The sequence below is a fragment of the Nonomuraea sp. CA-143628 genome (assembly GCF_050942315.1).
Classification (GTDB): domain Bacteria; phylum Actinomycetota; class Actinomycetes; order Streptosporangiales; family Streptosporangiaceae; genus Nonomuraea.
The window spans coordinates 7,802,577-7,823,367 of record NZ_CP192072.1 but is presented as its reverse complement, the minus strand read 5'-3'; the positions used below and the strand labels follow the sequence as shown (position 1 = coordinate 7,823,367).

Below are 20,791 nucleotides of genomic sequence, written 5' to 3'. Positions count from 1 at the left end.
CGAATCGATTCGATAGCAGAGGAACACTCATGTCCCGACGTCCGTGGCTCACCTTGCTGACCACGATGGCGCTGATCATTCCCGGAGCACTCGCGCTCGACGCCTCCCCGGCGAACGCCCTCGCCATTCCGGCGGCCGACTACCAGCAGGTGTCTCTCGCGTCGGGAGGTGCCGAGCTGGGTGAGGCGATGTCGCTGGCCGTCATGCCGAACCGGTCGGTGGTGCACACGGCGCGCGACGGCACGGTGCGCGTCACCGATGTCAACGGCAACACGAAGGTGGCCGGCAGGCTCAACGTCTACAGTCACGACGAGGAGGGCCTGCAGGGTGTGGCGGTGGACCCCGACTTCGCGTCCAACCGGTACATCTGGCTCTACTACTCGCCGCGGCTGAGCACGCCGAACGGTGATGCGCCGAGCAACGGCTCGCAGACGCAGTTCGACCAGTGGAAGGGCGAGCTGTACGTGTCCCGGTTCATCCTCAAGCCGGACGACACTCTCGACATGGCCAGCGAGAAGGTGGTCCTGCGGGTCCAGAACGACCGCGGCCTGTGCTGTCACGTGGGCGGGGACCTCGACTTCGACGCCGCCGGAAACCTCTATCTGACCACCGGCGACGACAGCAACCCCTTCGAGTCGAGCGGCTACTCCCCGCTGGACGAGCGGAGCGACCGCAACCCGCAGTTCGACGCCCAGCGCTCGGCCGGCAACACCAACGACCTGCGTGGCAAGCTCCTGCGCATCAAGCCGCAGCCCGACGGCACCTACACGATTCCCGGCGGCAACCTGTTCCCGCCGGGGACGGCGAAGACCCGGCCGGAGATCTACGCGATGGGCTTCCGCAACCCGTTCCGGATGAGTGTGGACAAGGCGACAGGCATCGTCTACCTCGGCGACTACGGGCCGGACGCGGGCGTGACCAACTCCAACCGGGGGCCGAGCGGGCAGGTGGAGTTCGATCGCATCACCAGTGCGGGCAACTACGGATGGCCGTACTGCACGGGCACGAACACCACCAGCGAGACCTACAACGAATGGAACTTCGCCACCAACAGCACCGGTCCGAAGTACAACTGCGCGGGCGGCCCGACCAACAACTCCTTCCGTAACACCGGCCTGACCACGCTGCCTCCGGCGAAGCCGGCGTGGATCAGGTACGCGGGGGACGCCGGAAGTCCGCCGGAGTTCGGCTCCGGGTCGGAGTCGCCGATGGGTGGTCCGGTCTACCGTTACGACCCCACCTTGAACTCGGCCGTCAAGTTCCCCCAGGCGCTCGACGGGCGGTATTTCGCCGGCGAGTACGGCCGGCGCTGGATCAAGGCGATCGAGGTCAAGCCGGACGGCGCCTACGGGGAGATCTCGTCGTTCCCCTGGTCGGGGACGCAGGTGATGGACATGGCCTTCGGCCCTGACGGGGCCCTGTACGTCCTCGACTACGGTGACGGCAACAACAACCAGGCGCTGTATCGCATCGAGTACATCGGCAGCGCCAATCGCAATCCGATCGCCAAGGCGTCCGCCGACAAGACGTCGGGACCGGCTCCGCTGACGGTGAACTTCTCCTCGGCGGGCAGCTCCGACCCGGAGGGTGGCGCGCTGACGTACTCGTGGAACTTCGGCGACGGCACCACCTCCACGGGGGCGAATCCCAGCAAGACCTACACCACGAACGGCGCCTACACGGCGACGCTCACGGTCCGGGACCCGCAGGGTCTCACCGGCACGGCGAACGTGATCGTGAACGTCGGCAACACCGCGCCGACGGTCAGCCTCACCACCCCTGCCGACGGGCAGCTGTTCTCCTTCGGCGACACCGTGCCCTTCCAGGTCACCGTCACCGACCCGGAGGACGGCACCATCGACTGCGCCGGGGTCACCGTCGCCTACTTCCTCGGCCATGACAGCCACCGCCACCAGATCACCTCCAAGACCGGCTGCTCGGGCTCCATCTCGGTGCCGGTCGACGGTGAGCACGACGCCGCGGCCAACATCTACGGCGTCTTCGTGGCCTCCTACACCGACAAGGGCGGTCTGACCTCCACAAGCGACCGTACGCTCCAGCCACGGCACCGGCAGGCCGAGCACTTCGGCGCCCAGCAGGGCATTCAGACGGCCGACCACGCCACCGCGGAAGGCGGCAAGACGGTCGGTTTCACCGACGACGGCGACTGGATCTCCTTCCAGCCGTACGACCTCGGCAACGCGACGAGGATCACCGCCCGGGTGTCCTCGGCCGGCGCGGGCGGCCGGATCGAGGTGCGGGCGGGCTCGGCGACGGGCACACTGCTGGGAACGGTGAACGTGGTGAGCACCGGCAGCTGGGACACCTTCACCGACGTCTCGGCGAACCTCAGCGGCGCGCCGGCCGGCACCACTTCGCTCTATCTGGTCTTCCGCGGCCCGACCGGGCAGGGCTACCTGTTCGACCTGGACGACATCACTCTCGACACCGGCACCCCGCCCTCGGGGACCACGAGTGCCTTCAAGGGTGTGGGGTCCGGTCGGTGCCTGGATGTCAGCGGAGCCTCCCAGACGAACGGCGCGCAGGCGCAGATCTGGGACTGCAACGGGCAGGCCAACCAGCAGTGGACGTCGACCGCCGCGGGTGAGCTGCGGGTCTATGGCGGTAAGTGCCTGGACGTGAACGGGGCCGGGACGGCGGACGGCACCGCGGTGATCATCTGGGACTGCAACGGTCAGAACAACCAGAAATGGCGCCTCAACACCGACGGCACCATCACCGCAGTCGGGGCGAACAAGTGCCTGGACGTCAGCGGCACCGCCAACGGCACCAAGATGCGCATCTGGCCCTGCACCGGAGGAACCAACCAGCGCTGGAACCGCGCCTGAAAGGACACCCATGCTGAGCGACCGAAAGACATCTGTGCTGCGACGCCTCTCAGTGACGGTGGCGGGGATCATCGCGGCGGCGGTGATCCCCGCCATCCCCGCCCAGTCGGCCGCCTTCAAGGTGCTGGTGTTCTCCAAGACGGCCGCCTTCCGGCACGACTCGATCCCCAACGGGATCCAGGCCATCCGCGACCTGGGGGCGGCCAACGACTTCACCGTCGACGCCACCGAGGACTCGAACGCCTTCACCACGGCCAATCTGGCCCAGTACAAGGCGGTGGCGTTCCTCAGCACCACTGGTGACGTGCTGAACGACAACCAGCAGGCCGCCTTCCAGACGTACGTGGACGGCGGGGGCGGTTACGTGGGGGTGCATTCGGCCGCGGACACCGAGTACAACTGGGGCTACTACGGGCAGCTGATGGGAGCCTGGTTCAACAACCACCCGGCGATCCAGCAGGCCACCGTACGGACCGAGGACCGGGCGCACGCCGCGACCGCTCACCTGGGGGCGACCTGGTCACGTACCGACGAGTGGTACAACTACCGCACCAACCCCCGATCGAACGTCCGGGTGCTGCAGAGCCTGGACGAGGGCACCTACAGCGGCGGCGGCATGGGCGATCACCCGATCACCTGGTGCCACCCTCAGTCCTCCGGCCGCGCGTTCTACACCGGTCTGGGGCACACCAAGGAGTCGTACGCCGATTCGAACTTCCGCGCGCTGCTGCTCGGCGGAATCCGGTACGCGGCCAAGGCCACCAACGCCGACTGCCGCCCGGAGACCGGGTACACGACGTTGTACAACGGCTCGACGACGGGCTGGTCGCAGGCCGGGCCGGGCTCGTTCGCCAACAGCGACGCCACGCTGACCTCACAGGGCGGCATGGGCATGCTGTGGTACAACGCCAAGGAGTTCCGCTCCTACTCGGTCAAGCTCGACTGGAAGATGACCGGCGACTCCAACTCCGGGGTGATCGTCGGTTTCCCGGCCACCAGCGATCCCGACGCGGCGCTCAACACCGGATATGAGGTGCAGATCGACGCGACCGACACCCCGGACAAGACGACCGGGGCGATCTACGGGTTCAAGGCCGCCGACATCGCCGCCCGCGACGCGGCGCTGAACCCGCCGGGCCAGTGGAACACCTATGAGCTGCTGGTGGAGGGTGAGCGGCTGCAGGTGTTCCTGAACGGCACCAGAATCAATGATTTCACCAACACCGATCCGGTCCGCTCGCTCCAGCAGGGCTACATCGGCATCCAGAACCACGGGTCCGGCGACGTGGTGTCGTTCCGCAACATCCGCGTCAAGGAACTGACCAGCACACCGGGCGGCTCGAACGCCCTCAAGGGTGTGGGGTCGGGGCGGTGCCTGGACGTCAACGGCGCCTCGCAGGCCAACGGCGCGCAGGCGCAGATCTGGGACTGCAACGGGCAGGCCAACCAGCAGTGGGCCGCCACCAGCTCTGGTGAGCTGCGGGCCTCTGGCGGCAAGTGCCTGGACGTGAACGGGGCCGGGACGGCGGACGGCACCGCAGTGATCATCTGGGACTGCAACAGTCAGAACAACCAGAAGTGGCGCCTCAACGCCGACGGCACCATCACCGCGGTCGGGGCGAACAAGTGCCTGGACGTCAGCGGCACCGCCAACGGCACCAAGGCCCGCATCTGGCCCTGCACCGGAGGAACCAACCAGCGCTGGACCCGCGTCTGAGGCCGACATGACGGCCCGGGGGTGTCCGCGGTCAGCGGCTTCCCCGGGCCAGGCCGGCCAGGAGGCTCTTGACCTCGGTCGCCTCGTAGGAGTCACGGTCGAACGGGCCGATGATGAGCGGGCCGTCGTCGGGGTGGTCGGGCAGCCGGCCGTGACTGCCCCGCACCGGCGCCGGGTCGAGCGGTACCACCCGCATCGTGTAGCGGAAGCCCAGTTTCTTCCTGGCCAGTGCCGCCGCCGCACGGAGCTTGACGAACGGGTCACTCGGGTCCATGAACAGCTCGGCGGGGTCGTAGCCGGGTTTGCGGTGAATGTCCACGAGCCTGGCGAAATCCGGGGCGCGGTCGTCGGAGAGCCAGTAGTAGTAGGTGAACCAGGCGTCGGGCTCCGCGACCGCGACGAGTTCGCCGGCGCGTTCGTGGTCGAGCCCGTACTTCGCCTTCCCCGCGTGGTCGAGCACCTCGTCCACGCCGGCGATCTCGGCGATGACGGCGCGGGTGCGGTCGAGGTCGGCCGGATCGCGTACGTACACGTGGGCCACCTGGTGGTCGGCGACGGCGAAGGCCCTGGACGCCCACGGGTCGAGGTACTCCATCCCGGCCTGGACGTGGACCTCCAGGAGACCCGCGGTCCGCAGCGCCCGGTTGATGTCCACCGGGCGGGACACCGGGGTGATGCCGTATTCCGAGAGCACGACCACCTCGGCGGCCTCGGCCAGGAGCGGAGCCAGCGCGGCGTCGACGGCGCGGGCCGCCGCGATGGCCTCGGGACCGGCGGGGCCGTACCGCTGGAGGTCGTAGTCGAGGTGCGGCACGTAGACCAGCAGCAGATCCGGCCGTTCGCGGGCCAGGATGCGGCGGGCCGCGGCGATGATCCATTCGGAGGAGGCGATCCCCGCTTTGGGGCCCCAGTAGGTGAACAGGGGGAAAGGCCCCAGCGCGGCCTCGAGGTCATCGTGGAGTGAGGGCGGGCGGGTGTAGCAGTCGGGGGACTTGCGGCCGTCGGCGTGGTAGACGGGGCGCGGGGTGACGAGCAGGTCGGTCGGCGCGCCCATCGCGTACCACCAGCAGACGTTGGCGGTGCGCAGGCCGGGCGCGGCGGTCCACAGCTGGTCACCCTGGATGAGCGCGTTGTGCTGGCGCCACAGCAGCACCTCGCCGAGGTCCCGGAAGTACCACCCGTTGCCGACGATGCCGTGGTCGCGGGGCATCGAACCGGTCAGCAGGGTGGCCTGCATCGAACAGGTGACGGCCGGGAGCACGGGCCGCAGCGCGGCCGCCGCGCCCGCCTTCGCCACGTTCGGCATGTGCGCGAGCAGGCGCGGGGTGAGCCCGACGACATTGATCACGATCAGCGGTGCCATCACGTCTCCTTCAGCCCGAGGGCGGCGAGCTGTCCCCGCATCCAGTCGAGCTCGGCGGCGATGCCTTCCGCGACATCGGCCGGCGCGCCGGGAAGCACGTTCCACGTGTAGGTCTCCACCTCGACGTGCCTGGTCAGCGGCCGTTCTCCGCCGAGGAGCACGGTCAGCAGGTCACGCAGGTAGGGGGCGCTGGTGGCGAGCGGTGGGGGCGGCGCGTCGTGCAGCGGGACGTGGAAGTGCACGCGCCAGCTCTCGTCCGCGGGCAGGCCGCCGGCCAGGGCCTCGCCCAGGTCGTCGGCGTATCCGGTGGCGGAGCGCGTCTGGTGGAGGAAGCGGGCCTCGTCGAACGCGGCCAGCGCCCGCTGTGCCCCCGGCGGGGCCACCAAGGCGCACGACGCCTGGAGCTTCACGATGGGCAGCCCGGTACGGGCGCCCGCCCCGGGCTCCTCGAAGCCCACGGCCATGTGGCAGGCGTCCAGGCAGAGGCCGAGGTGGTCATGATCCACGTCGCTCAGCAGGGCGGTGGCCTGGGGCGTCGTCTCGACGATGCAACCGGGCTCCGGCTCGAAGCCCAGCCGGATCACCTTGCCGGTACGACCGGCCAGCGCGCGCAGGCCCTGGGCGACCGCGTCGAGATTGGCCATGACCGCCGCCGCTTTCTCTTGCGTCCACCCGGTCCGCCAGGCGAGGGGGAGGGTCGAGATAGTGCCCTCGGTGACGCCGTCCGGCAACAGCGCGGCGAGGATCTCGGCGAGCCCGAGCGTGTAACGCAGCCGCTCCGCGTCGGCCCAGTCAGGGGTGTAGACGCGGTACTTCACGATCTCGTCGTGGAAGCCGCGGTAGGGGAACCCGTTGAGGGTCACGACCTCCAGCCCGAGCAGGGTCAGCCGCTCGCGCAGTCCGGCGAGTTCCCCGGGCCGGGCGAGGACGTCCGCGGCGGCGTGCCGGGACAGCCACAACCCGAGCCCGAGCCGTTCGACGCCGAGCAGCCGCCTGACCCGCGCGGCGACGCCGGACAGCTGAGCGTGGATGCCGGGGAGATCCTCGGCGGCGTGGACGTTGGTGCAGTAGGACAGGTGCACCGTCGAGCCGTCCGGATGGCGCAGCCGCATGGTCACCCCCGCCTGATCGTGTTGCCGGCGTGGTCGGGGCCGGCTTCCGAAGCGGTCTCGAGGTCGAGGCGGCCGCTCTGCCCGTAGAAGGCGACCGGGTTGCGCCACAGCACCCGATCCACGTCGTCCTCGCCGAAGCCGGCCGCGAGCATGACGTCGGCCACCTCGCGCGTCTTGAGCGGGTCGCTCCGTCCCCAGTCGGCGGCCGAGTTCACCAGCATCCTGTCCGTCCCGTGCTCCTTGAGCAGGGCCACCATCCGAGCCGGGTCCATCTTGGTGTCGGGGTAGATCGAGAACCCCATCCAGCAGCCCGACTCCGCGACCATGCCGACGGTCATCTCGTTGAGGTGGTCGATGAGCACCCCTTCGGGGGGTATCCCGGCGTCCCGTACCACGTGGAGGCTCCGGCGGGTGCCCGCGGCCTTGTCCCGATGCGGAGTGTGCACGAGCACCGGAAGGTCATTCTCCTGCGCCAGGGCGAGCTGGGTCTCGAAGGCCCGTTCCTCCTCTGCCGTCATCGAGTCGTAGCCGACCTCGCCGACCGCGACGACCGAGTCCTTCAGCAGGTATCGCGGCAGCTCGGCCAGCACCCCCGCGCACCGCGGATCGTTCGCCTCCTTCGGGTTGAGCGCGAGCGCGCAGTGGTGGTGGATGCCGTACTGCGCGGCACGGTACGGCTCCCAGCCGAGCAGAGCGTCGAAGTAGTCGAGGAGACTGCCCACGTTGGTGCGGGGCTGCCCCAGCCAGAAGGCGGGTTCGACCACGGCCCGGACCCCCGCGGCGTACATGCGCTGGTAGTCGTCGGTGGTCCGGGAGGTCATGTGGATGTGGGGGTCGAAGATGCGCATTCAGCTCCTCTCCAGGACGTCGCTCGGGACGGGCCGGCCGGCCGCCCGCAGCTCCGCCGCGTAGTCCGACAGCATCCGGGCCAGTTCGGCGTCGAAGCGGCGGTCCAGCTCGGCCACCGCCGCCAGCGGGATCGACATGAAGACGCACTTGAGCACTCCTTGACGGAAGGAGTGGTCGTCCAGCCACGCCGAGCCGTACGGGCCGAGAGCGGCGGCGACCAGCCGCGCGTCATTGGTGCGCAGCGCGTCCTCCACCAGCCCGACCTCCGTTCCTCCCGAATCGAGCTCATGCAGGACGGTCAGGATCGCCAGCTTCTCGCCGCTGTCGCCGGCCTCGTACAGGCCGTGGAGCACCGCGTGGTCGCCGTGCAGCGCGCCGAGCAGCGCGCGCCGGGCGCCGGGGCCGCCCCGCCGTTCGGCCTGCGCGAAGAGCCCGTGGATCGCGTACGGGTCAGCCTCCACCTGCCGGACGGCCTGTGCCAGCCACTCGCGCGCCGGCTCCTTCATGTGCCCTCCTCAAGAAGTCGATCGAGCGGCGGGCGACCTGCGGGGCCGCATGGCTGTGCCGGGCCAGCTCCACGGCCACCAGACCCGAGTAGCCGTGCAGAGAGGCGAGCACCGGCACGAAGTCGATCTCACCCTCGCCGAATTCCAGGTGCTCGTGGACCTCGCGGCGCATGTCCTCGATCTGCACGTGCACGGTGTACGGCAGCGCCCGGCGGACACAGGTGCCCAGGTCCTCCCGCTCCACGCAGTGGCAGTGCCCGATGTCGAGGGTGAGACCGAACCGGTCATGGCCGCCGAGCGTCGCGCGCAGCCGCTCGAAGCCGTCCAGTCCGGCGACGAGCATCCCGGGTTCGGGTTCGAATCCCAGCGTGACGCCCACCTGGTCGGCCACGTCGAGCAGCCGTGCGCACTGGTGGGCCAGCCGCGTGTACGCCTCCGCCTCCGGCATGCCGTCGGGCCGCACACCGCTCCACAGGTGCACCACGGGAGCGCCCAGATCGGCGGCGACCCGCATCGCGGTGGTCAGGAACTCCACTCTGCGCTCGGCGTCGTCGCTGATGAGGGTCGGATGGTGTTTGCGCAGGGGATCGAGGGTGTAACGCCCGCCTGTCTCGACCACGGCATCGAGGCCGAGGCGGTCGAGGAGCCCGGCGATTCGCGACACCTCCGCGGCCAGACCGGGGGAGTGGGGGTCGAGATGACCGTGGTCCAGAGTGATCGCCGCACCGGTGTAGCCGAGATCGGCCAGGACCGCGAGCGCTTCGGGGAGCCGGTGGCCGGCGAAGCCGTTGGTGCAGTAGGCCCACTTCACGATGTCGCCAGCCGGGATGAGAGCCACGTTCCCAGGGGAAGCGAGCACAGCAGCGCGCCCGCCGCGGTGAACCGCCCGCCACCGGCGACCGCCGCCGCCTGGAGCGGTATCAGGCCGAGGATGCTGAGGCGGACGGCCTGCCGGACGTTCTCGGGGTCGGGACGGGCCCGCAACCCGGCCTGGACCGGGAGGGTGAAGGCGAGATAGCCGGCGATGAGGACGCCCGCTCCGGCTCGGTCGGCGGCTCGGTTGCGCACGCAGGAGGCGGCCGCGAGCCCGGCCGCGGCGGTGCTGGCCACGAGCGCGCGCTCGGCGGTCCCGCGTGCCGCCCCCGCCACCTCGGCCCGGCCCAGGACGCTGATCCCGTAGGTGTGCGCACCTATCGCCAGCGCCGCCGGCACGGCGGCCCTGGCCTGCTCGCCCGCGCCCAGAAGCACGTCGAGCACGCGGCAGGCCGCCATCGAGGCCGGTCCCGCCGCCGTCCGTTTGAGGCCCAGGTCGTAGGCCCACACCGCGCCGGCCAGCAGGCCGGCCACGGTGAGACCGCGACGGCCGCCGGCGAGGGCTGCGGTGGCCAGGCCCGCGCCGGTCAGGGCGGCCGCGAGCCCGAGCGCGGCGCCCGGGCGAACCCGGCCTGACGGGATCGGGCGTTCAGGACGCTCGACGGCGTCCGCCTTATGGTCTGCCCAGTCGTTGAGCGCCATTCCCGACCAGTACATGAGCACTGACGCCAGGGCCAGGCCGGGTGCCGGCCGCCGCCCCGCGGCGGCGGCCCCCGCCATGGTGTCCCCCGGCACCGACAGGGCGGCCGGGGCGCGGACCAGCTCGAGCAGCGCCCTCATGACAGCTCCTCGGCGAAGGCGCGCAGCCGGGCGTACTGGGCGGCCAGCGCGTGCTCGTCCGTCCCCAGCGGGCTCTTGAAGAAGTAACCGAGCTCGGGCAGGACGCCGTGCCGTCTTTTCTCGTGCGCACGGGCGACCAGCCGGGCCAGGTCCAGTACGAGGGGAGCGGCCAGCGCCGAATCGCAGCCCTGCCAGGTGAACTGCAGCGTCATCCGCACGCCGAGAAATCCCTCGAACGTCACGTGGTCCCAGGCGGTCTTCCACTCTCCGAGATCCGGGACATAGTCGATGTGCGTCTCACCCTCGACGGGTCCGCCCATGACCTTCGCGACGACCTGGTCCTTGGAGAGCTGTTTGCTGGATCTGGCGGCCGGATCGGCGAGTGTCGCCCCGTCGCCGCCGCCGAGGAGGTTGAGCCCTGACCAGGAGCGGACCCGCAGTGCCCGGTCGGCGAACATGGGCGCCAGGGAGCTCTTGACCAGGGTCTCGCCGGTCTTGCCGTCGCGTCCCGCGTACGGCACTCTCCGCCGGGCGGCGAGTTCCGCCAGGGCGGGCAGGGCCGGCCCGGTGGAAGGGGTGAACTCCACGTAGCCGCACCCGGCGTGGAACGCCGCAAAGGCGTACAGCGAACTCGGCGGCAGGACGTCGTCTCCCGCGGCGAGCCGCTCCTCGAGATCGGCCAGCCTCTCGAACTCCGGGCGCGAATCCACCGGGGGCTCGGTCGAGGACACGTTGACGACGACCACCTGGGCCAGCCCGTGCCGGGACCGGAAGCCGGCGATGTCGTCGATCAGCCGGGTCGCGGCCCGGCCGCCGTCGCCGGGGACGTAGCCCGGCCGGATCTCGGCGTCGGCGGCGTCCAGATCGGACGCGAGCAGTTCCGGGAGGTCCGATGATATGACCCCTGCTCTGCCCAGCTGTTCGGCGCGCTTGCGTAAGGAGGTCTCGGTGATGTCATGGCCGCCGAAGGCCAGTTCGGTCAGCGGAACCAGATGCCCTGGGAAGCCGGGGGACTCGCTCACGCATCCTTGCGGGGTCGCGATTCCCGCCCTGATGGCCGCGGCGCCCACGATGGCAGTGGTCGCCACGGATCCTCGCGCCCCGATAAGCCACACACCGAGCTTGTCCATGAAAGCTCCATCGTGTCGGGACTATCCCCGCATGCGGAAGGCATCCGGTATGTAAGTCTCCGTGATGGTAAGAGCCATTTTTGTCGGTGGTCAAGCATAAGCAGGCTTATCGCTGTCTGAAGATCCGCCGATTATGGCCATCATCACCGCACCGGCGATGCCCGCGCGGTCGCCGAGGTGCTGCGTGGCCACCTGATGAGCCCTGCTGTAGACCCACCGATTATGCCGGGAGGGTGCGAGCTTTTGCTTGACCATCGACATAAGCCCGCTTAGCATCCGGCAGCATGAGGGATATAAGGCAGAAACTTGCCGCCGCCCCCAGGGCTCACCCTCAAACCCCTGCCCGCAGGACCGGCCACATGGGGGAGGCGGGGTGCTGAGCATGCGTGGCATCGGCAAGAGCTTCCTGGGTGTGCGGGTGCTGTCCGGAGTGGACCTGGACGTGACGGCCGGCGAGGTCCACGCCTTGGTCGGCGAGAACGGTGCCGGAAAGTCCACCCTGATGAAGATCATTTGCGGCGTTCACCCGCCGGACGAGGGCACGATCGAGATCGACGGTCACCCCGTCTCCTTCGGCCATCCGCTTGAGGCGCAGCGCTCCGGCATCGCGATCATCCATCAGGAGTTCAACCTGCTGCCCGAGCGCACTGTCGCCGAGAACGTCTTCCTCGGACGCGAGCCCGTCCGGCGCGGCCTGGTCGGCGGGCTGGTCGATCGGGCCGCGATGGAGGAGGCGACCGCGCGGCTCCTCGACGAGCTGGGCGAGGGCCCCTTCGGCCCCCGCGACGCCGTCAAGCGCCTGTCGGTGGCCCAGCGGGAGATCGTCGAGATCGTCAAGGCGCTGTCGGTGAACGCCCGGCTCCTCGTCATGGACGAGCCCAGCGCGGCACTCGCCGAGCACGAGGTCGAGCTGCTCTACCGGCTGATCGGGCGGCTGAGGGAACGCGGCGTCGCCGTCGTGTACATCTCCCACCGATTACGCGAGGTGTCCGATCTCGCCGACCGGGTCACCGTGCTCAAGGACGGCTCGCGCGTCACCACGCTCCCGATCGGCGAGGTGTCCCCCGGCGAGCTGATCCGCCTGATGGTGGGGCGCGACCTCGGCGCCTACTTCCCGCCCCGCTCGGCGGGCGCCGGCGAGGTACGGCTCAGCCTGCGCGGAGCGGGCAACCGCAAGCTCCGCGACATCGATCTGGAACTGCGCGCCGGGGAGATCCTCGGCATCGCGGGCCTGCAGGGATCCGGCAGATCGGAACTCGCCAAAGCGATCTTCGGCGCGGAGCCGTTCACCACGGGCGAGATGACCCCGTCGCGCCCCCGCTCGGTCCGGGAGGGTGTGGCCATGGGCATCGGGCTGGTGACCGAGGACCGCAAGGCCGAGGGGCTCGCCCCGCACCAGTCCGTACGCGACAACGCCCTGCTCGTCGCCCGCGCGGCGGGCGCCAAGGGCCGCGACGGCCTCCACGACCTGCTCGTACGGGTACGCCTCTCGCCTCCGCGCCAGGAACAGGAGGTCCGCTACCTGTCCGGAGGCAATCAGCAGAAGGTCGTGCTCGCCAAATGGATGACCATGGCGCCGCGGGTGCTGCTGTTCGACGAACCGACGCGGGGCGTCGACGTCGGGGCCAAGGCCGCGATCCACGACCTGATGCGCGAACTGGCGAATGACGGCATGGCCATCATGATGATCTCTTCCGAGTTGCCCGAGCTCATCGGCATGAGCGATCGCATCGTCGTCCTGCGCGACGGCCGCATCGCCGGCACGCTGCCGGCCGGGGCCTCCGAGGAGGCCGTCATGCGCCTGGCCGCGGGAGAGGTGGCCTGATTGAACCTGCTCGTGCGCGTGCGCCGCCCCGCCCGCCCCGGCGAGACGCACGGCGGCCTGGCGGCGCGGTTGCGCGAACCCACGCAGGTGGTGTTCCTCGCGCTGCTCGGCCTGGTCGCGGTCGGCTGGGCCCTCGTCGCGCTTGACGGCGATCAGTTCCTCACCATGGAGAGCGTCGTCGGGATCCAGCAGCGTTCGGCGGCCCTCGGCATCGTGGCGATCGGCCAGACACTGGCGATCCTGGCCGGCTCGCTCGACCTGTCCGTGGCGTACCTGATCAGCCTGACCTCGCTGGTCGCGGCGGAGATCATGGCGGGCCGGGACGGGAACATCCCGACGGCGGTCGCCGCGGTGCTGGCCATCAGCGCGCTGGTGGGGCTGCTCAACGGGCTGATCATCACCAGGCTCCAGGTTCACGCCTTCATCGCCACGCTCGGCGTCGCCCTCATCATCAGGGGCGTCGTCGACCACCTGTACGACGGGCCGGCGGGCAAGGTGCCCGAGTCGTTCCAGATCCTCGGCTACTCCCGCATCGGGCCGATCCCCGTCTCCGCCATGCTCTGGGCGGGCGTGGCCATCGTGGCCTGGTTCCTGCTGAGCAGGACCCGGTTGGGATACCGGATCTACGCGGTCGGCGGGAACGAGGAGGTCGCCCGGCTGTCCGGGATCCGCACCGGCCAGGTCATCGTGCTCACGCACGTGCTCTGCTCGCTCTGCGCCGGCATCGCGGGCCTGCTGCTGGCCGGCAGGCTCGGGGCGGGAGCGCCCACGGTGGGCACCGACGGCGGCTACGACCTGGAGTCCATCGCCGCGGTCGTGCTCGGCGGCACCGCGCTGGCCGGCGGCAAGGGCGGGGTCGCCGGAACCGTGGGCGGGGTCCTGCTGCTGGCCGTCCTGGACACCATCTTCAACCAGCTCGAGGTCAACTCCTTCGCCAAGGACGTGGTCCGCGGCGTGGTCATCGTCATCGCGGTGGCCGTTTACGCCCGGCGCGGAACACGGCGGTCGGCATGAAACGGGCACTTCCCATCCTCGCGGTCCTCGTGGTGCTGCTGGCCGCGATCACGGTCGCCAACCCCCACTTCCTGGAGCCCGCCGGGATCCTGGCGTTCCTCAAGCGGGCCGCGCCGCTGGTGATCCTCGCCGCGGGACAGTATTTCGTCATCGTCTCCGGCGAGTTCGACCTGTCTGTCGGCTCGCTGGTGACGGCCGAAGTGGTGATCGCCGCGCGGCTCATCGACGGCGACGAGTCCGCCACCTGGCCGGTCCTCGCACTGCTGATCGCCGTCGGGCTCTTCGTCGGACTGGTCAATGGAGTGGTCACCACCAAGCTGCGGGTGCCGTCGTTCATCGTGACGCTCGGCATGCTGCTCGTCCTCAGCGGGGCGGTCTTCCTCTGGACCGGCGGCGCCCCGCGTGGCGCGCTGTCGGAGGGCTTCCGGATGTTCGGCCGCGGCGGCCTCGGGCTCCTGCCGTGGTCGGTGCTGATCCTGCTGGCCGTGGGCGCGGCGGCGATCTGGCTCATGCGTGCCGATTTCGGCAAGACCCTCATCGCCACCGGCGACAACGAGCGTGCCGCCGCACTGTCCGGGGTCCGGGTCGACCGGGTCAAGATCTTCGCCTTCATGCTCTCCGGTCTGGCCGCGGCCGTCGCGGCGATCCTGCTCGGCGGTTTCGCCGGAGTATCGGCGCGGGCGGGCCAGGGACTCGAGTTCTCCGCCATCACCGCGGTCGTCCTCGGCGCCGTGGCGCTCGGCGGCGGGCGCGGCTCCGTGCCGGCCGCCATGGCCGGCGGCTTCACGCTGGAGGCGCTGTTCACCCTGCTCAACCTGTACGGAATCTCGGGGGCGCTGGAGTTCACCGTGCAGGGCGTCATCATCATCGCCGCGGCCGCGGTGGGAGCCATCCGGCTTCCCCGGAAGTTCACCCCCCGAAGAGGAGACGCACATGCCGCGTCATAAGGCCACAGCCGCCCTGTTCGCCGCGCTCGTCCTCGTCGGCTGCACGACCGACAAGCCGACGTCCACCACCCGATCCGCGGCGCCCGCCACAAGCGCTCAGGGTCCGGGCACGGGCGCGCAGTCGAAGTTCTTCGTGCAGGCGGACTTCGACGCCCAGCTGGCCATGCGCTCCCAGACGCCGCAGGGTCCCACCGACAAGCCCTGGGAACAGGCCATCGCCCCGAAAATGGTCGAGACGGCGAAGTACAAGAAGGACGGGCCGTACCACCTGTGCTTCTCCAACGCGGCGGTCGACAACCCCTGGCGCCAGGTCGGGTGGAAGTCGATGCAGGCCGAGGTCGGCCTGCACAAGGAGATCGGGAAGTTCACCGCGCTGGATGCCGAGGGCAAGGACGACAAGCAGATCTCCGACATCGCCGAGCTGCGGGCCAAGGACTGTGACGCGCTGATCGTCTCGCCGAACACCACGGCCACGCTCACCCCCGCTGTGACGGCCGCCTGCGGGAAGGTGCCCGTCATCGTGTTCGATCGGGGCGTGGGGACGGACTGCCCGGTGACGTTCATCAAGCCCATCGGCGGCTATGCCTTCGGCGCCGACGCCGCCGAGTTCCTGGTCGAGAAGGTGCCGGCGGGCGGGAAGGTGCTGGCGCTGCGCATCCTGCCCGGCGTGGACGTGCTGGAGACCCGCTGGTCGGCGGCGAAGGTGGTCTTCGACAAGAGCCGGCTCCAGGTGGTGGGGATGGAGTTCACCGACGGCGACGCCGCCAAGACCAAGAGCATCGTCAGCGACTACCTCCAGCGGCACGGCAAGATCGACGGCGTCTGGATGGACTCGGGCGCCACGACGGTGGCGGCGATCGAGGCGTTCGAGGACGCGGGCGTGCCGGTGCCGCCGATCAACGGCGAGGACCAGCAGGACTTCCTGCGGAAGTGGAAGGATGCCAACCTCACCGCCGTCGCGCCCACGTACCCGACCTACCAGTGGCGCACCCCGATCATCGCCGCGCTGAAGATCCTCAAGGGCGAGGAAGTGCCCAAGATGTGGAACCTGCCGCAGCCGACGATCACCAGCGAGAACCTGTCGACCTACCTCAGGCCCAACATGCCGCCGCTGCACTACGCGCTGTGCGGTTGTGAGGACCTGCCCGGGTTCCCGGAGACCTGGGGCGGGAAGAAGAGCTGATCGGCTCCTTCCGCGAACCGACGACGAAGAGGAGGGACGCCATGTTCGCCATCGGAGTGAACACCTGGGTCTGGGTCTCCCCGCTGACCGACGAGGACCTGGCGCGGCTCGCGCCCCGCATCGCCGGGTGGGGCTTCGACGTCATCGAGCTACCCGTCGAGCGACCCGGCGAGTGGAACCCGGGCAAGGCCGCGGCGGTGCTGGCCGAGCACGGGCTGGCCGCGTCGGTGGTGCTCGTCATGCCGCCCGGGCGCGAGCTCGTGGCCGCCTCCTCGGCGACCGTTCGCGACACCCAGGACTATCTGCGGTACTGCGTCGACGTAGCGGTGACCGTCGGCTCCCCGGTGATCGGGGGGCCGGCCTACGCCTCGGTCGGCCGTACGTGGCGGCTGGCACCGGACGAGCGCCGCGCCGCCTACGCCGAGTTGCGTGAGCATCTGCGGCCCGTCCTGGACCATGCGGCCGAGCGCGGGGTGAAGCTCGCGGTCGAGCCGCTCAACAGGTACGAGACCAGCCTCATCAACACCGTCGAGCAGGCGCTGGAAGCGCTGCCCGAGGACTGTCATCTGGCGCTCGACACCTACCACATGAACATCGAGGAGAAAGACCCCGCCCGGGCGGTGCGGTCCGCGGCGGATCGGATCGCGCACGTGCAGGTCTGCGGCACCGATCGCGGCACGCCGGGGGCCGACCGCTTCGACTGGCCCGGCTTCACCCGGGCCCTGCGCGACGTTGGCTATCACGGGCCGCTCGTCATCGAGTCCTTCACCGCGCACAACCAGACCATCGCCACCGCCGCCTCCATCTGGCGGCCCCTCGCGGAAAGCCAGGACGCGCTGGCTGTGGACGGCCTCGCCTACATGCGCACTCTCTGATTGAAAGTTTCATACTTATCGAAGGGCTATTTTGGTTGGCTCGCTGGGGGTTGGTGAGAAAGTACGGCATCGAAAGAACCGCCTTCACCTGCTGATACCCGGTAAGCGCAGCGAGACTCTGGCTCGATAGAAGCGAAAAGGTGGTCCTGTATTCGCGGAATAAGCCCGCTTGACACCTATGTTTAGCCAGACCTATTTTCGTTCCGAATCGATTCGACGTCTGGTCTCACGTGGTCGCCACGCGCCGCCCCCCAGGAGATCCTTCATGCGAATATCACGCCTGCTTTCCGCCCTCGCCGCAGCCTTTTTAGGGCTGTGGCTGTCCGCGGTGCCGCTGGCGGCGCACGCCGCCGCTCCGCAGTTCAAGGTGCTGCTGTTCAGCAAGACCGCGAGCGGCGCCTACCGGCATGACTCCATCCCCGCCGGTGTCGCGATGTTCCAGCAGATGGCGGCCGACAACAACTTCCAGCTCGACCAGAGCGAGGACTCCGCCGTCTTCACGGCCGCGACCCTGAACACCTACGACGCGGTGATCATGTTGCAGACCAGCGGCATGGTGTGGGATAACGACGCCCAGCGCCAGGCCTTCCAGGCGTACGTGCGCGGCGGCCACGGCGTCGTCGCGATCCACAACGCCACCGACATGAACATCGAGGCGCAGTTTCCCTGGTGGGACCAGGTCGCCCTGGCCGGCGCGCACATGACCGCGCATTCGGCGATCCTGCAGGGCACCGCCAAGGTGGCGGACAAGGTTCACCCGTCCACGAAAGGGCTGCCGGATCGGTGGGTGCGCACGGAGGAGTGGTACAACTTCGACAAGAACCTGCGGGGCTCGGTGCACGTGCTGGTGAGCGCGGACGAGACCACGTATGACGCCGGGCCGAACAAGATGGGCGCCGATCACCCGATCTCCTGGTGCCACAACCCGGAGGGCGGCCGGCTGTGGGCCACCGCGATGGGCCACCAGGCGTCCTCCTATTCGGAGCCGCTGTTCAAGCAGCACCTGCTGGGCGGGCTGAAGTGGGCGGCGGGTGCGGCGCCAGGCGACTGCGGCGGCACCGTCGCGGCCCGGTTCCAGAAGGTGACCCTCGACGGCGCACCGGACCAGCCGATGGAACTCGACGTGGCCGCCGACGGCAGGGTCTTCTACATGTCGCGCTCGGGCAAGGTCAATCTGATCCCCGCCAATGGCGGGGGCACGCGCGTCATCGCCACCCTGCCGGTGTACGACGGCGGCGAGGACGGTGGCATCGGGCTGGCGCTGGATCCGAACTTCGCCACCAACGGCTGGATCTACATCAACTATTCGCCGTCCAACGGCGGTGAGGTGAACCGGGTGTCGAGGTTCACCTTCAACGGCACCAGCCTCGACCTGGCGAGTGAGAAGAAGATCATCGAGGTTCCGGCGTACCGGAACGTCGACGAGCCCGGCCACACCGGCGGCTACCTCGCGTTCGGGCCGGGCGGGAACCTGTACATCGGCCCGGGTGACGACACCAATCCCAACGGGTCCAGCGGCTTCGCCCCGATCGACGAGCGGCCGGGCCGGGAGCATTACGACGCACAGCGGTCCGCGGCCAACACCAACGACCTGCGCGGCAAGATCCTGCGCATCCACCCCGACACCGACGGCACCTACACGGTTCCGTCCGGCAACCTGTTCGCGCCCGGCACCGCCAAGACGCGGCCGGAGATCTACGCGATGGGCTTCCGCAACGCGTTCCGCTTCTCGGTCGACAAGGTGACGGGCTGGCTCTCGGTGGGTGACTACGGCCCCGACGCGGGCTCCGCGAACTCCAGCCGTGGTCCCGAGGGCACCGTCGAGTGGAACCTGATCAAGCAGCCGGGCTTCTACGGCTGGCCGTACTGCGTCGGCAACAACATCCCCTTCAACGACTTCAACTTCGCCACCAACGCCTCCGGTGCGAAGTTCAACTGCTCGGCACCGGTCAACGACTCGCCCAACAACACCGGCCTGACCAATCTGCCCGCGGCCAAGCCCGCGACCCTCTGGTACAACTACCACGCCTCGGCTGAGTTCCCCGAGATCAACTGCTGCGGCGGTGCCGCCCCGATGGGCGGCCCCTTCTACCGCTACGACGCGGCCGGCGGCTCTGACCGCAGGTTCCCCGAGTACTTCGACGGCACGCCGTTCTTCTACGACTGGAGCCGCAACTTCGTCAAGGAGTTCCGCCTGGACTCCTCGGGCAACCTCCTGAAGATCAACCCCTTTGCGGCACAGCTCGCCCCGCATGCGCCGATCGACATGAAGTTCGGTCCGGACGGCGCCCTCTACATGGCCGACTGGGGCAACGGCTTCGGCCACGACAACACCGACGACAGCGTCTACCGGGTCGACTACGTAGCCGGAAACCGCGCCCCCGTGGCCAAGGCGAGCGCCACTCCCGACTCGGGCGCGGCACCGCTGACGGTGGCGTTCTCCTCGGCCGGCTCGTCCGATCCCGACGGCGACGCGATCACCTACGCGTGGGACTTCGGCGATAACGGGACCTCCACCAGCGCCAACCCGTCCCACACCTACAACGCCAACGGCACCTACACGGCCAAGCTGACCGTACGGGACTCCGGCGGGAAGACGGGCAGCGTCACGTTGTCCATCGGCGTCGGCAACACCCGTCCCAAGGTCGTCTTCTCGGCTCCGCCCGACGGCGGGTTCATCGACTTCGGCGACCAGGTGGCCTACGCGGTGAACGTCACCGACCCCGAGGACGGCGCCGTCGACTGCGCCAAGGTCAACGTGATCACCGCGCTCGGCCATGACCAGCACGCCCACGACACCGGTCAGTACACCGGTTGCTCCGGGACGGTCACGACCACTGCCTCCGGCCATGACGAGGCCGCCAACGTCTACTACGCCCTGTCCGCCGACTACACCGACAAGGGCGGCCTGAAGGGCAGCACTGGCGTCACCCTGCAGCCCAAGCACAAGCAGGCCGAGCACTACACCGGCTCATCCGGCATCCGGATCGTCGATGAGCCCGGAGCCGAAGGCGGCAGGCGCATCGGCGACATCTCCGGCAACGACTGGATCTCCTTCAGCCCGATCAACATGTCCGGGATCGACACGGTGTCCTTCCGGGTCTCGGCGCCGTCCAACACCGGGGCGTCCATCGAACTGCACGCCGACTCGCCGACCGGGGCGCTCATCGCCTCCAGTCCCGTGACGGCGACCGGCGGATGGAACACCTACGCATCACTGGCCGCGGTGAAGGTCACCGACCCCGGTGGCACCCACAATGTCTACCTCGTGTTCAAGGGGTCGTCGGCGAACTCCTTCGACGTGGACTCGTTCACCTTCAACGGCAAGGGCGTCGGGCAGGGCGGCGGCTCGCCCCCGGGCAGCACCAGCGCGCTGCGGGGTATGGGCTCGAACCGATGCCTCAACGGCGCCTCGCCGACGAACGGCACACAGGTGCAGATCTGGGACTGCGACGGGCAGCCCGGCCAGCAGTGGACGTCGACCGCCGCGAGTGAGCTGCGGGTGTACGGCAACAAGTGCCTGGACGTGAACGGGGGCGGGACGGCGGACGGCACTGCCTTGATCATCTGGGACTGCAACGGGGGGAACAACCAGAAATGGCGGTTCAACGCCGATGGCAGCGTCACCGCCGTCGGAGCGAACAAGTGCCTGGACGTCAGCGGCGCCGGCACCGCCAACGGCACCAAGGTGCAGATCTGGGCGTGCAACGGCCAGAACAACCAGAAGTGGACTCGCGTCTGAACGCCGTGTGCCGTCCGGACTCTGGA

General features: G+C 69.5%; 15 protein-coding genes. 8 read left to right on the top strand and 7 right to left on the bottom strand.

Annotation, left to right across the window (positions count from 1 at the left end):
- Window positions 1–29: 29 nt before the first annotated feature.
- Window positions 30–2,849, top strand: coding sequence for a PQQ-dependent sugar dehydrogenase (locus ACQP2T_RS35710; RefSeq protein ID WP_433509297.1), 2,820 nt, complete (start codon window positions 30–32; stop codon window positions 2,847–2,849).
- 10 nt (window positions 2,850–2,859) lie between these two features.
- Window positions 2,860–4,566 carry a ThuA domain-containing protein gene (locus ACQP2T_RS35705; protein WP_433509296.1) on the top strand — a complete coding sequence of 569 codons (1,707 nt, stop codon included), beginning with the start codon at window positions 2,860–2,862 and terminating at the stop codon, window positions 4,564–4,566.
- A gap of 31 nt (window positions 4,567–4,597) precedes the next feature.
- On the opposite strand, the gene ACQP2T_RS35700 is transcribed toward ACQP2T_RS35705, so the two are convergent.
- From ACQP2T_RS35700 to ACQP2T_RS35670, 7 genes are read right to left on the bottom strand one after another with little or no spacing between them, the layout of a single operon-like run.
- Window positions 4,598–5,929 (bottom strand): alkaline phosphatase family protein, encoded by a 1,332-nt coding sequence (locus tag ACQP2T_RS35700; protein ID WP_433509295.1) that lies wholly within the window; start codon window positions 5,927–5,929, stop codon window positions 4,598–4,600.
- Window positions 5,929–7,041, bottom strand: coding sequence for a metabolite traffic protein EboE (gene eboE / locus ACQP2T_RS35695; protein ID WP_433519869.1), 1,113 nt, complete (start codon window positions 7,039–7,041; stop codon window positions 5,929–5,931). The genes ACQP2T_RS35700 and eboE overlap by 1 nt, the downstream gene beginning before the upstream one ends.
- A gap of 2 nt (window positions 7,042–7,043) precedes the next feature.
- Window positions 7,044–7,889 carry a TatD family hydrolase gene (locus tag ACQP2T_RS35690; RefSeq protein ID WP_433509294.1) on the bottom strand — a complete coding sequence of 282 codons (846 nt, stop codon included), beginning with the start codon at window positions 7,887–7,889 and terminating at the stop codon, window positions 7,044–7,046.
- Window positions 7,890–8,396, bottom strand: a complete 507-nt coding sequence (locus ACQP2T_RS35685) for an EboA domain-containing protein (protein WP_433509293.1) — start codon at window positions 8,394–8,396, stop codon at window positions 7,890–7,892.
- On the bottom strand, window positions 8,341–9,234 hold the full coding sequence (locus ACQP2T_RS35680) for a sugar phosphate isomerase/epimerase family protein (protein ID WP_433509292.1): 894 nt from the start codon (window positions 9,232–9,234) through the stop codon (window positions 8,341–8,343). The genes ACQP2T_RS35685 and ACQP2T_RS35680 overlap by 56 nt, the downstream gene beginning before the upstream one ends.
- Entirely contained in the window at window positions 9,204–10,049 is an 846-nt protein-coding gene (locus tag ACQP2T_RS35675) for an SCO3242 family prenyltransferase (RefSeq protein ID WP_433509291.1), read from the bottom strand. Before ACQP2T_RS35675 ends, ACQP2T_RS35680 begins: the two co-directional genes overlap by 31 nt.
- On the bottom strand, window positions 10,046–11,179 hold the full coding sequence (locus ACQP2T_RS35670; RefSeq protein WP_433509290.1) for an inositol-3-phosphate synthase: 1,134 nt from the start codon (window positions 11,177–11,179) through the stop codon (window positions 10,046–10,048). Before ACQP2T_RS35670 ends, ACQP2T_RS35675 begins: the two co-directional genes overlap by 4 nt.
- Before the next feature lie 382 nt (window positions 11,180–11,561).
- Here ACQP2T_RS35670 and ACQP2T_RS35665 point away from each other — a divergent pair, with 382 nt between their 5' ends.
- The 6 genes from ACQP2T_RS35665 (at window position 11,562) to ACQP2T_RS35640 (ending at window position 20,765) form a co-directional block, all read left to right on the top strand.
- Window positions 11,562–13,004, top strand: coding sequence for a sugar ABC transporter ATP-binding protein (locus ACQP2T_RS35665; protein ID WP_433519868.1), 1,443 nt, complete (start codon window positions 11,562–11,564; stop codon window positions 13,002–13,004).
- A complete protein-coding gene (locus tag ACQP2T_RS35660; protein WP_433509289.1) occupies window positions 13,005–14,018 on the top strand; it encodes an ABC transporter permease in 1,014 nt (337 codons plus the stop codon).
- Window positions 14,015–14,965 (top strand): ABC transporter permease, encoded by a 951-nt coding sequence (locus ACQP2T_RS35655; RefSeq protein ID WP_433509288.1) that lies wholly within the window; start codon window positions 14,015–14,017, stop codon window positions 14,963–14,965. The genes ACQP2T_RS35660 and ACQP2T_RS35655 overlap by 4 nt, the downstream gene beginning before the upstream one ends.
- A complete protein-coding gene (locus ACQP2T_RS35650; protein WP_433509287.1) occupies window positions 14,952–16,148 on the top strand; it encodes an ABC transporter substrate-binding protein in 1,197 nt (398 codons plus the stop codon). The genes ACQP2T_RS35655 and ACQP2T_RS35650 overlap by 14 nt, the downstream gene beginning before the upstream one ends.
- Window positions 16,149–16,189: 41 nt before the next feature.
- A complete protein-coding gene (locus ACQP2T_RS35645) occupies window positions 16,190–17,023 on the top strand; it encodes a sugar phosphate isomerase/epimerase family protein (RefSeq protein ID WP_433509286.1) in 834 nt (277 codons plus the stop codon).
- A 265-nt stretch (window positions 17,024–17,288) separates the two neighbouring features.
- Window positions 17,289–20,765 carry a ThuA domain-containing protein gene (locus tag ACQP2T_RS35640; RefSeq protein WP_433509285.1) on the top strand — a complete coding sequence of 1,159 codons (3,477 nt, stop codon included), beginning with the start codon at window positions 17,289–17,291 and terminating at the stop codon, window positions 20,763–20,765.
- Window positions 20,766–20,791: the final 26 nt, after the last annotated feature.